Origin of the sequence: Ligilactobacillus aviarius (assembly GCF_001654615.1) — a bacterium.
GTDB classification, from domain to species: Bacteria; Bacillota; Bacilli; order Lactobacillales; family Lactobacillaceae; genus Ligilactobacillus; species Ligilactobacillus aviarius_B.
This window is the reverse complement of sequence record NZ_LWUD01000053.1, coordinates 41,813-54,123: the sequence shown is the minus strand read 5'-3', so window position 1 is coordinate 54,123 and position 12,311 is coordinate 41,813. Positions and strand designations below refer to the sequence as shown.

Genomic DNA, 12,311 nt, shown 5'->3' with positions numbered 1-12,311 from the left:
AAAGAAAAAAATAGCGAAATCCAATTTTTTAAATTGCATTTCGCTATTTTTATAACTGAGGCTGTTTATTGAATACTTATGTCACAGCCTCTTTTCTCCTTAATGATTTTTACGTTTTATCATTTGAAAGACCGTTTGAAGACTCGTCGGTTTCAAAATCAGAATCATTGCAATATAAATAATAATTCCAACAATAACTTCAAGTCCTAACGTAATTACACTGGTATGCAGTCTAATATTCATTAAGTAAACCGGAATAAACATTACTAACCCAGCAACTAAGTACTTAAATGTATTTTTAAACATTTCAGCAAAACGAATTTCTTTCCGCACAGACCACATCTGGTAGCCGGTAACAACGGCTTCAGAAGCAACCGTTGCCCACATTGCACCTTTTAATCCCCACAAGTCAATGAATGCAAAGTTGGTAACGAAGTTAAAACATGCACCTAAAACAACTGAAGTTCCGAATTTTTTAACCTGATTTGTCGGGACAAGGTACTGCTGACCAATGGTGTTGCTCCATGCAATCAAAATAATAACTAATGATTCAATCATCATTGCCGGACCAACTGGCCAGAAACTCTTACCATAGAAAAATGGTGCCAAATTTGTTGAAATTGCTGCGATTCCAAACGTCATCGCGAATGCCAGGATCGAAAGCATATCAAACGACTTGTAAAGCAATTGATGCATCTTCTCCTTGTCACCCTTAACGAACGCTGCTGACATGTGCGGCAACATTACTGTCCCTAAAGCTGTTGCAAGTGAAAGAACCATCTTGACCAACGTATCTGAATTTTGGTAGAAGCCTGAGTACTTCGTGCCCATCATTACCCCAAGCATTGTCTTATTTAATTGCAAATAAACGGAAGTCGCAATTTGCGGAATGAATAAGCCAATCGTCGGCCATAAATGATGCCACACATGAAGTGACTTAATTTTCACCGGCACTAACATTTTCCGTAAGTGTGGCCATAAGGTTAAGTTTCCAAATAAGTTTGAAAATCCAACAATAAAGATATACTTGCCAACATCACTCGAATTTTTAATTAAAATAAAAATCAGTGCCAATGACAATAACCGGACCATCGTATTCCGCAGAACCGTTCGTTTGAAATCTTCAACCCCCTGGTACAGCCACGAAACATCAAAGGCAGCTCCAATGATGTTCAATGATTGAATCCACAAGAAAACCGTATAACGATCATAAACGTGCAGAAAAATCACGAACAAGAAATATGTAACCGTGGTTGTGAAGAACTTCAAGCATTGAATTTCCCAGAACGTTTGCGACATTTTCTTCGGGTCTTCACGCACATAGGCAATTTCCCGCTGCCCATACATTGCGATCCCTAAATCGGCCATCAATACGAAGTACTGAATAATTGAGTTGGTATATGCGTTATACCCGACCCCGGCTGGGTGAAGAACCCGGCTGATGTACGGCGCTGTAATCAACGGGACGATCAAGGCTAAGATCTGGTACCCCGCATTATATAAGTAATTCTTTAAAACTTTCATCTAATCACCTATAAAAGAAGAGAGAGCGGCAATCCCACCTACTCTCTTCCTTGATTTTATTTTCGAATCAATTATTTTCCAAATTCTTGTTCAACGGTTACTAAAGCAGCACCAATAACTTGGTCCATGTTGTAGTAACGGTATTGACCTAACCGACCGCCAAAGATAACATTGTCGGCTTCGTTTTGAGCAAGTTCAACGTACTTCTTGTACAATGCGTTGTTCTTGGCATCGTTAATTGGGTAGTATGGTTCGTCACCGCGGTGCCATGTTGCAGGGTATTCCTTGGTGATGACTGTCTTCCCCTTGTCACCTTTTCCGAATTCAAAGTGCTTGTGTTCAATGATCCGGGTGTAAGGAGTTTCCTTATCCGTATAGTTAACAACGGCATTTCCTTGGTAATTGTCAACGTCAAGTTCTTCGGTTTCAAACCGTAAGCTCCGGTATTCCAATTCACCTAACTTGTAGTCAAAGAATTGGTCGATCATTCCGGTAAAGACAACCTTGTCGTAATCCTTCAAGTATTCATCCTTCTTGTCGAAGAAGTCGGTGTTCGTTTCAACCGTGATGTTGTCATCATCTAACATCTTTTCAACGATTTGCGTGTAACCGCCGATTGGAATTCCTTGATATGTATCGTTAAAGTAGTTGTTGTCGTATGTAAACCGAACTGGAAGCCGCTTAATGATGAATGGTGGTAATTCCTTTGCATCCCGACCCCATTGCTTTTCAGTATATTCCTTAACAAGCTTCTTGTAGATGTCCGTTCCAACAAGTGAAATGGCTTGTTCTTCCAAGTTTTCTGGCCGCTTGCCGTTCAAGACCGCCCGTTGTTCTTCGATCTTCTTTTCAGCTTCTTCAGGTGTGATTACGCCCCAAAGCTTGTTGAAAGTGTTCATGTTGAATGGCATGTTGTAGATTTCGCCATGGAAGTTTGCAATTGGGCTGTTTGTGTAACGGTTAAATTCAGCAAATTGGTTTACATAGTTCCAAATTTCCTTCTTTGAAGTATGGAAAATGTGAGCCCCGTATTGGTGAACTTGAATTCCGTCAACTTCCTTTGTGTAAATATTTCCTGCGATGTGGTCCCGCTTTTCAATTACGTGAACCTTGTGACCGCGTTTAGCTGCTTCGTGAGCAAATGTTGCGCCGAAAAGACCGGCACCAACAACTAAATAATTTGTCATTGAGTTAAATCTCCTTAATTTCGTTGTTTTTTCACTTATCAAAACTAATGTAATACTAGATAATTATTGATAATCTCGCTTGTTTTGTCAAGATTCCTCAAGATAATTTAACAAATTTCGTAAACTATTCAAAAACATTTTTTAGGGCCCAACGCTGTCCAATTCCGTATAATATTCCGCTGATGATCATCGCAATGAAGGTTGCCCCGGTTACATCCACGATCACTGGGACGTGTTGGAGAAGGTTATAAATCACAATTCCAATGATCCAGACTGCAAAAGCAAAGTAATTAACTCCGCCATGATACCAATTCTTGCCATTGACCTTTGTCAATTCATCAATTTCGTATTGTTGATGGTGAACCACATAGAAGTCGGTGATCATAATTCCGATCATCGGTCCTAAAATCATGCCAATGTAATTTAAGAACGCCTCAAACGTATCTAAGAAACTGCCGACGATCAACGGAATAAACGTTACAAAGGTGGCCAGAATCGTAACGATCCATAATGCCTTGCGTAATTTGATCTTATGGAAAAGGTTATTTAACGCCGAGGCCGCTGCCATCAAGTTGGCCGCATTAGCCGTCATACTTGTTAAAACAATAACGATCATCGCTAAGACCCCTAAGCCAAGTTTATTCGCAATTGTACTTGGATCTGAGTTGTTCGGATTGAATTGGCCTGATGTGATGGCAATACTGATCGTGGAAACAACTCCGATCAACGCAAACCACAGAACTCCGATCAGCGCACCCCAGAACGAGGCGTACGTTGCTGCCCCTTTCTTGGCCGTAAACCGGGTAAAGTCAGCCCCGGCTGTGACCCAGGCAAGGTTAAAGGCCGCTAAAATATCCATGGCATGACCGGCTTTTAATTGTTCTGAATGCGGAACGACCCAGGTTACTAACTGGTGAAATGACACCGTCCGGAAAACAACGATCGATTCCCAGATCACAAAGCCGATCACAAAGATGATTCCGATCCGTTCGATAATTTGGACTGAGCGTTCTCCCATTGAAACGCTGATCAAGTGCAAGACACTCATTACCAACACTCCAATGACCACGCCGAAAATTCCCGTGTTTGAGGTTGCATTATATGTCTTCCACCCGAAGAAGTCATGGAAGAGAATACTTAACGATGTCGCTGCGATAAAAGTATTTACCGCTGTCCAGCCGACAAACTGAACCACGTTGATTACCGATGGCACGTAACTGCCGCGAATTCCAAATGAACTTCGGGTCAAAGCCATTGTACTGACGCCGGTAATGTAGCCCATTAAACCAACAAGCGAAAGCAAAACATATGACAATGCCGATGATGCAATCAAAACCTTAGTCGCGAGCACCAAGCCGCACGCAGCAACAACCCCGCCAATGTACCACGTTCCGTTATTCGCATTTGCGCCGATCCACGTTGCGAACATATCCCAATGCGACATATGCCGGTTTTCAACCGGGATCTGTTCAATTGGATAAGTTTTCTGTTTTTCCATTAATCAACCACCCTTTCTCATCAAAAAAATCGGACTACTGGCATTCAAAATCCAATAGTCCGATTAATTCAATAGCTATTATTCGTCCACGTTGTAAAATGAATGCTCACTGACATCCCTTATTTTGCTCTGTGAAATATTATTCCATTTTTAATTTTAAAATTCAATTATTATTTTCGTTTCTTTGAGAAGAATGCTCTTCCTGAAACGATCATAATTGCCAATCCCACTAGACTGTACACCCAAGTATACGGATCCATTCGGGTTGCTGGTAAAATTCCTTGAATCGGCAACGTAACCCGGTGAACATTTGAAACCGGATGAGCAGCATTCCGATGTTTCAGCGTCAATCCTTGCTTTGAAGGATTTGATGCTTTCGCTGACAAATGTGGTGACGACTGAGCAGCCGTCTTTTGCATCGTTTTTGCGGCCTTAGCTGCTTGGGGCATTTCATGTTCAAGTGTCCGTACTTGTTGCGGATTCAAATGAGGATTGCCGTTTTGATCAACCATTGGCTGTGAAGCCTGCCGAACAGCACGCTTAGTTGTCTGTTTCTGTGGCAATTCAGCGACCCGTTCTTTCCGCTTCGAACGCGATTCAGCTTTGGTCTTTGCTTTAGCTGCCTTGACTGATTTTGCCTTTGCAGGTTCAGTCTTCGCCTTGGCATTTTTATGTGATTTTGGTTCCGCTGGTTTGACCTTCTTGGAAACCTTTGGCAATTTCTTTGAAGAATGCTTAATTTTTGCCGGAACCTTTATCGTTGATGAAGAGTGACTCAAATTAATTGAAACCGAATTCTCCTTCACCGGCCCTGGTTCAGGAACCGGAACAACGATAATGATACTTCCACGTGAATGGTGTCCATTTTCCTTTACTGAAGATGAACTGGCCCATTTACTTGACTTCGAAATTGACGATGAAGATTTTCGATTGCTTGACCAGCTTAACAGTGACGAACTCATCATTGAAGAGTGCTTGTCGATTGAAGAGCTCTTAACCTTTGATTCACTTCGCTTTGAACTTTGCGATGAACCAACTGATGAAGACGTGCTTGAACTCTTTGAAGCCGGTAATTTCTTCAAACTTGATGAACTTGCTGTCAATGATGACGAGCTTGCCTTCACCAGACTACTTGATGACAAGCTCAATTTTGAAGATGAACTCTTAACGGTCAATGAGCTCTTACTCCGACTGCTTGATTTTTCTGGACACCAGCCCGGATAGCGATGAGTATCTTTATCCGTACTTGATGCAGAAATAAGTGATGAACTCGAACTTGATGAAGGTGGAATGATAATCGACACTGGTCCCGGACCATAGTCAATAATGATTCCCTTTCCATGGTATGACGAGCTTGAAGACCATGAGGACCGACTTGATCCTGAGTTCACCCGCGGAAAGCTACGAGTAATTGCTTTTCCATCCTCTTCATCTGATGAACTTGAAATTCGACTTGACTTCGAACTCAACGATGACGAGCTTGCCTTAATGGAAGATGAATGCGCATCGATTGATGAACTTCCAATATTGTCGTCATTTCGGTTTGACAATGAGCTTGAAAGCCCGATAACCGGAGCAACTGGAGCCTTTGATGCAGTGTTTCCGGTGAATCCGCCAGTCATGCCACCAATATCGATCACACCACCAGCACCAATTGCCCCAAAATCCATGCTGCCAAATCCAGCAATAATTTGGGCAATTTCGCCGCTATTCGCGTTGACTGTAAATGTAATTACCCCGTAATCGCTCCCGTGTTCAAGCATTAACGTTGCAATTTCTTCTCCATGATTAACGACTTTAACGGAAAGTGTTTTTCCCGTATACTTCCCGTGTGGAAGCAATACCTTTACCTGATCACCCTTCTTAAAGTTACGAATCCGCGGTGACCACAGAATACACTTTCCGCTCTCTGAATTTTCAATATTAGTTTCGCTTAACGATGAATTTTGAATTAATTGACTAGCTGCAGAAGGCATTAAATCAGCACTTCTGCTTGAAATATTTACACTTGCAGCATTTGTGCTACCAACGACCCCCATGATTGATAGTAGCAAGGTAAAAAGAACAATTTTAGTTTTTTTCATTCTAACCATCCTTTTTTACCGTTCAACTCTCTATCATCATTTTACCCATATTTGTTGATTTTGGAAACTTAAAATTCGAGTTTATATCTTTCTTAATAAATTTTACCGATTAGAAACAATTTCTTCATTTTGCTTGTGCGTTGCACGTGCATACAATGCCCATCCAACTAAGCCAAAGAAGATTGGTCCAAATGCTGTCCAAAAGGCAGTTGAATAATCATGTTGCAAAACCGGTTCGATACATGTAAAAATAATGCTTACCGCAATTACGATCCACACGATAATTGAAACGACCCATGTTGTTGATTGCTTTTTATAGAAAACAAATGGCCGGTCGATGTCCTTCTTCATCTTAAAGAACGGAAACGCCCCAATCAAGAAGAGATATGGCGCAGCTGACGAAACATTCATCATATCTGTCAAAACAGTAAAGAATGTGCTGGCTGCATCCCCACCAAAGGCAACAAATAAGATGATGGCAATTACCACAACGGCTTGCAGCCACATTGCATTCGCTGGCATTCCTTTATCGTTTAATTTGGTTAATTTCTTCGGCAATAAGTGCGTATCGCACCCCAGGACAAATGACTTGATCGGTGAATAAATCATCATAAATGCGCCGCCGATTCCGGCTAAAACATCCGTTAACCCGGCAAAGTGGGCAAATGCCAGGCCGATTCCTTGAGCTCCGCTGGCTGACATGCCGAATGCCTTCCCGATTTCAACCCCTAAGTTGTTAATAATGACATATTCACAGTTTGCAAGGTTAACATTGCTCTTTCCTAAAACGTGACTCCAGTTAGTTGAAAAACCGCACATCACGATCATTACAATATAAAGACTCGTCATCAACAGCATCGCCGTAACTAAAGCCTTCGGATAAGTCTTTTCAGGCCGGTCAACCGAATCGATCACGCCTGAAGTTGTTTCCAACCCCGCAAACGCAAAGATTGCGTATACAAGGAATGAAATGATTGCAATCGGGCTTTGGAAACTTGCATTTGGCGACCGCAAAAGATTATTGGTTCCTGAAATGCTTTCAGCCAATACCCCGTGGTGCATTACCAGCACAACAATACTTAATAAGCTGAACAAGATTGAAATTGCAAACGCAAAAATTCCGCCAATACTTGCCACCTTGGCAATCTTATCAACCCCGCGGCTGGCCGCAAACGTAACGACCAAAATGAACAGTGCCCCGAGCATTCCCACGACTTCGGTTGATGAGAAGTGCCAAAAGTGCCAGCTTTGTGTTTTATCTGATCCGAACAGCATCGTTGATACCGAAACGATAAAGAAGTTCGTTGATGAAACCAGCCAAATGATCCATGACGCAAGCCAAATAAACGTCCCAATAAATGCAAATTTTTCATTTGTTGAGCCGCGCAACCATGAATAGATTCCACCTTTTGCCTCCCGAAATGAAGCGCCATATTCGGCAAACATCAATGCTGACGGCAGGAAGAATAATAAGGCTGCCAAAATATACCAAATTACACTTGAGTAACCCATCTGGTAAAACGCCGTTAGTGAATTACTGAAGCCGAAGATTGCTGAGAAAATCATTAAAACTAAACTGCCATACTTAATTTTGTTCTGTCCGGGGTTGTCGTCCATTAAAACCATTCCTTATCTGATTAAATTTTCTATATTATAGCACGATTTTAATTTATTTTTAATCTTTTTCAAATATTTATCTAAATTTATTGCAACTTACTTCCAAATCAAATAGTAATTCAATTTCACTTGTGCTAAAATCGCTTTATGATTTAAAGGAATAAAGAGGGATCCCTTATGCAAGCTGTTTTAATCTTAGCTCATAAGAATTTTGATCAGGTTGCCCAGCTTTCAAAGTTGCTGCAACGGAAATTTGAAATTTACATTCATTTTGATAAAAAATACAAACTGACCGCTCAACAAGTTGAGTGGCTGCAAAAAAACTCAATTCATTACATTTCAGAAATTGAGGTCCACTGGGGCGGATGGTCAATTGGCGAAGCTGCTTTTCGATTAATGAAACTCGCTTTAAGTAATCCGCAAATCACCCACGTTCATTTAATTTCAGGGCAAGACTGGCCGGTAATGAACATTGACGACCTATACAACTTTTACGAAAATAATGACCATATTTATTGTGTTTACCACAAAGCAAGTGAATACCGGATCACTAACGAATTACCTGAATGGTGGCAAAAGTTCTACTTCAACTACGACACCGTGAACCGGCGAACGTTCTTCGGTAAATTCTACCATCGTTTCTTACTGTATGGTCAAATGTTGTTCCATGTTAATAAACTCAAGAAACTTGGAATCAACTTAGAACTTTATCACGGCGCTAACTGGTGCGACTTGCCGCGCGATGCAGCCCAATATTGTATTGATTACATGGATAACCACCCGGAATTTATTAAAATGCTCAAGACCGGTGCATTCTCGGATGAATTCTGGGTCCAAACAATTTTGTGCAATCATCCTCAATTCCAGTCGCGAATCGTAAATGACTTCCATCGGTACGTCAAATGGGAGCATCAAAATGGCGGCTGGCCGGCAAATCTTGATAACCGTGACTTTGAATTGATTACTCAAAATCCCGATTATCAATTTGCCCGTAAATTTGAACCCGAATATTCAACCGAGTTGATTCAAAAACTAAATCATTACTATCATAACGACTAAAAAATGATGTTGGAAAAAAATTCCAACATCATTTTTTAATTATTCTGATGTGCTAAATTCTCAACTTTACGTAAAGCCGTCTTTGTATAAAAGCCATCACGTAATTTAGTTGCTAATTTTTCGGCATTATGTTTCAGTTCTAAGTACTGATCCTTCGTTACGTTTGCCAGCACATCATCGATCTGATTCAAATCATCAATTACGATTCCAACATTGTGCTGTTTAATAAAGTCGGCAATCGCTGCCTGACTCCACGTAATGACTGGGATCCCTGAACTCAAATAAAGTGATGTTTTATGCGGGTTGTTATACCGCATATAATTTCCATCGATTCCGGAACACTCGGTCAGTGATTCGCCATCCCAAACAAGGCCAAAGTCTTCATTTAAGAAAGCAGGAATCTCTTCAGGCGTCTTACTGCCGCGATAGTCGATCGAATCACCGTATTTTAATGGATTAACGCCATAAACAACAAACTTGGTCTTCGTATTCAGCTTTGTTAAAAAGACTGGCTTATATAAATTACCCGCAAAGTTAACGTTCTTGTCAAAGTTCTGCATTTCATTGATTGGTTGCGGGTTAATGTAGTCAAAGATTTCAAGGGAAATCATTGGAACTTTGACTCCATTGTCTTGCAGCCACTTTTTCATTTTTTCGTTATGAACGATCAACCCGTCAAACTTATTAAAAAGCTTGATCTCATTTTTAGAAAAGTCGCCCTGGTTTAATTTCGTCGTTTCATTGGTCCGCAAAGTCTTAACATCGTGAACCAACAAATAAAACGGACAATTATTGTATTTTTTCAGTTCGTGCAATGCAATATAACTCATAAACCGATTATATCCAGAATACTGAAAGATAATTAATTCCGGATCAAGTTTGTAAAATGACTTTAGCTGACCACTGATTGCTTTAAAAAGGTATGCCAACCGGGCCTTCTTCCCTTGCGGATTTTCAACCACGATACTTTGGTAGCCTTGATCCTTTGCAATCGTAATAATGTCATCTTTGGCCTTTGAGCCTGCTGTATTCGCTTGGCTCGTTTGTTCTTGAACTGTTACTAAAATCTTCGTCATTTTACACTCTCCTTAACATCAGCTTTTTTAATTATAGTTAATTATTTAGCAAAAGAAAAGAGGTGCAACATAATGTCACACCTCATTTTTTATTAAACTAAATCAAATTTCCAATCCGATCAAAGGTGTACTTCTTACCATCGATCGTAATTGTTGTGTTTTTAACTTGCGCACCCGTTACCGGATCAAAGTATTGTTTATGACCATCAATGACTTGCCAGCCGTAAACCATGTTCCCAACGCCATTGTAGTAAACTTCTTTGTTTTGATTTGCAATCCAAACATATTGGTTCTTGGCTTGCGCACCCGTTACCGGATCAAAGTATTGCCAATGACCATTGATCATTTGTTGACCATAGACCATATTGCCTAAGCCATCATAGTAAACTTCCTTGTGTTGGTTACCGATCCAGACGTATTGGTTCTTAACTTGCGCACCCGTTACAGTGTCAAAGTATTGCCACTTGCCGTTGATCTTTTGTTGGCCATAAACCATGTTACCTAAGCCGTCATAGTAGACTTCTTTGTTTTGATTTGCGATCCAAACATATTGGCTCTTAGCTTGCGCACCCGTTACAGTATCAAAGTATTGCCAGTGGCCGTTAATATTTTGTTGACCGTAAACCATGTTGCCATTGCCGTCATAGTAAACTTCTTTGTTTTGGTTGCCGATCCAAACGTATTGGTTTCTTACGGCTTGACCGTTCTTGTAGAATTGCCAGTGACCATTTACAAATTGTTGCCCATTCAATGCAGCTTGACCGCCACGCGCAAAAATACTTGGGTTATAGCAATGACTCAGGTCAAATGTGTAACTGATTCCTGGGCAATGACCGTCATCATTGTATTGCCATGCTCCATATTGACTGTTCCAATAGTTCGTTGGTGAGTATGGATATTGAGCCATCCAAATCTTATTATGTGAAATTGTATTTAGCACTTGTGGATATTGACTTGCATAACTTTCGTATGTATAAAGAACTTGATTTTTATATCCCTTATTGCCTAATTCTTTCCAGAAAGCACTTAATGATGAACCAACTTGGCTATTCTTCGTATAGCTTGATTCCAAGTCACAAATTACTGCCATATCTTTAGGAACATTTAACTTTTGAAGAACTCCTGCAAGATAGTCAGCTTCTTGAGTTGCTTGAGCTGGATTAGCAAACCCGGCATAGTGATAAACTGCAACGTTTAATCCTGCTGCTTCAGCATTTTGAATTTGTTGAGTAGCATATGGGTTAACATAATCACTATATTGAGATGTTTTAACGATTACGTTCTTAATCCCATACTTCTTTAATTGTTGGAAATCACTAACTGACATATTTGGTTGATAACTTGAAATATCAACTGTATCAGGAGTTACATAGCCTTGATTTTGACTAATATCGATGTACGGTGTCCCTGATGCGGCAAAGGAAACCGGCATAACTCGTTGAGTTTGCGTTGCCGCTTGAGTCGTACTTGTTGAATTCGTCGTTGCCTTTACATTTGAAACTTCAGCTGGTGTACTTTGCTTCAACTGAGCATCATTTGCAGGAGTCAAGTTAACGGGTGTTGCTTGACTGACCTTCATGTTTGAATCATTTGAAACTGAAGGTGAATTCTTAACGGCTGAGTTTTCATTTTGAATTGTCTTTTCAACCGGTGTACTTGCAACGGATGACTTGATCGAGCTTGAAACTGATTGCGAACTGCTCTTAGCAGCCTTTACTGAAGCTGATTGCGCAACTTTTGAAGTTTCCTTTGAATTACTCTTAGCCGCTTGGCTATTTGTCTTCGAAGTTGCGGCTGTTGATTGTGCCGGTTGAACCGCAAAATTCATTACTTGAACCTTTGCAGGTGATGAACTAACACTTGTTTTTGCTTGGGAACTTGAAGATTCCCGCTTTGCTGATTGAACACTTTCAACTGGAGTTGAAGTCTTAGCCGAAGTTGAAGCTGTTGAAACTTGATTTTTAACGTTTGAAACTTCATTACTTTTTACGGTTGCAACTGGTTGACTATTACTTGAACTAACCGTCTTTTCTGAATTGCTTGAACTGCTTGTTAATGAAACTGATGATGATTGAATTGCTTGTTGTTTTTCATCATTGGTTGATTGAATCTGTTGTTGGCTTGAAGAAAATGGCGTAGCAGATTGAACCGTGTCAGCAGATGCCGAAGTGGTCCCAAGAGCCGTTAATCCGAAGAAAACGATTGGGGCAAAGACCCACTTCTTCCCTGCTTTATACATTTTAAAACGTTTCTTTTCCATCATGGT

The 12,311-nt window shown here is 40.6% G+C and carries 8 protein-coding genes; 1 reads left to right on the top strand and 7 read right to left on the bottom strand.

Annotated elements, in window-relative coordinates; translation table 11 throughout:
* Positions 1–99 precede the first annotated feature (99 nt).
* From A3O17_RS07730 to yjeM, 5 genes are all read right to left on the bottom strand, one after another.
* Positions 100–1,524 (bottom strand): flippase, encoded by a 1,425-nt coding sequence (locus A3O17_RS07730; protein ID WP_064213176.1) that lies wholly within the window; start codon positions 1,522–1,524, stop codon positions 100–102.
* 71 nt (positions 1,525–1,595) lie between these two features.
* The gene (glf, locus tag A3O17_RS07725) at positions 1,596–2,711 is read right to left on the bottom strand and encodes a UDP-galactopyranose mutase (RefSeq protein WP_064213175.1); all 1,116 of its coding nucleotides are present in this window, start codon (positions 2,709–2,711) and stop codon (positions 1,596–1,598) included.
* Between the two features lie 124 nt (positions 2,712–2,835).
* Positions 2,836–4,209, bottom strand: coding sequence for a cytosine permease (locus A3O17_RS07720; protein ID WP_064213174.1), 1,374 nt, complete (start codon positions 4,207–4,209; stop codon positions 2,836–2,838).
* A gap of 170 nt (positions 4,210–4,379) precedes the next feature.
* Positions 4,380–6,293: a hypothetical protein gene (locus A3O17_RS07715; protein ID WP_064213173.1), complete on the bottom strand. Its 1,914-nt coding sequence runs from the start codon at positions 6,291–6,293 to the stop codon at positions 4,380–4,382.
* Positions 6,294–6,395: 102 nt separating this feature from the next.
* The gene (gene yjeM / locus A3O17_RS07710; protein ID WP_064213172.1) at positions 6,396–7,910 is read right to left on the bottom strand and encodes a glutamate/gamma-aminobutyrate family transporter YjeM; all 1,515 of its coding nucleotides are present in this window, start codon (positions 7,908–7,910) and stop codon (positions 6,396–6,398) included.
* 177 nt (positions 7,911–8,087) lie between these two features.
* Between yjeM and A3O17_RS07705 the strand changes: the two genes are divergently transcribed.
* A complete protein-coding gene (locus A3O17_RS07705) occupies positions 8,088–8,969 on the top strand; it encodes a beta-1,6-N-acetylglucosaminyltransferase (protein WP_064213171.1) in 882 nt (293 codons plus the stop codon).
* 35 nt (positions 8,970–9,004) lie between these two features.
* Here A3O17_RS07705 and A3O17_RS07700 read toward each other — a convergent pair whose 3' ends face one another.
* On the bottom strand, positions 9,005–10,045 hold the full coding sequence (locus A3O17_RS07700; protein ID WP_064213170.1) for a sugar transferase: 1,041 nt from the start codon (positions 10,043–10,045) through the stop codon (positions 9,005–9,007).
* A gap of 97 nt (positions 10,046–10,142) precedes the next feature.
* The gene (locus A3O17_RS07695; RefSeq protein ID WP_064572392.1) at positions 10,143–12,305 is read right to left on the bottom strand and encodes a GH25 family lysozyme; all 2,163 of its coding nucleotides are present in this window, start codon (positions 12,303–12,305) and stop codon (positions 10,143–10,145) included.
* Positions 12,306–12,311 lie beyond the last annotated feature (6 nt).

Excerpts from the sequence above, each read along its gene's own strand:
- A3O17_RS07720 (WP_064213174.1), bottom strand. The coding sequence starts at position 4,209 with ATGGAAAAACAGAAAACTTATCCAATTGAACAGATCCCGGTTGAAAAC.
- A3O17_RS07705 (WP_064213171.1), top strand. The coding sequence starts at position 8,088 with ATGCAAGCTGTTTTAATCTTAGCTCATAAGAATTTTGATCAGGTTGCC.
- glf (WP_064213175.1), bottom strand. The coding sequence starts at position 2,711 with ATGACAAATTATTTAGTTGTTGGTGCCGGTCTTTTCGGCGCAACATTT.
- A3O17_RS07695 (WP_064572392.1), bottom strand. The coding sequence starts at position 12,305 with ATGGAAAAGAAACGTTTTAAAATGTATAAAGCAGGGAAGAAGTGGGTC.
- yjeM (WP_064213172.1), bottom strand. The coding sequence starts at position 7,910 with ATGGACGACAACCCCGGACAGAACAAAATTAAGTATGGCAGTTTAGTT.
- A3O17_RS07730 (WP_064213176.1), bottom strand. The coding sequence starts at position 1,524 with ATGAAAGTTTTAAAGAATTACTTATATAATGCGGGGTACCAGATCTTA.
- A3O17_RS07700 (WP_064213170.1), bottom strand. The coding sequence starts at position 10,045 with ATGACGAAGATTTTAGTAACAGTTCAAGAACAAACGAGCCAAGCGAAT.
- A3O17_RS07715 (WP_064213173.1), bottom strand. The coding sequence starts at position 6,293 with ATGAAAAAAACTAAAATTGTTCTTTTTACCTTGCTACTATCAATCATG.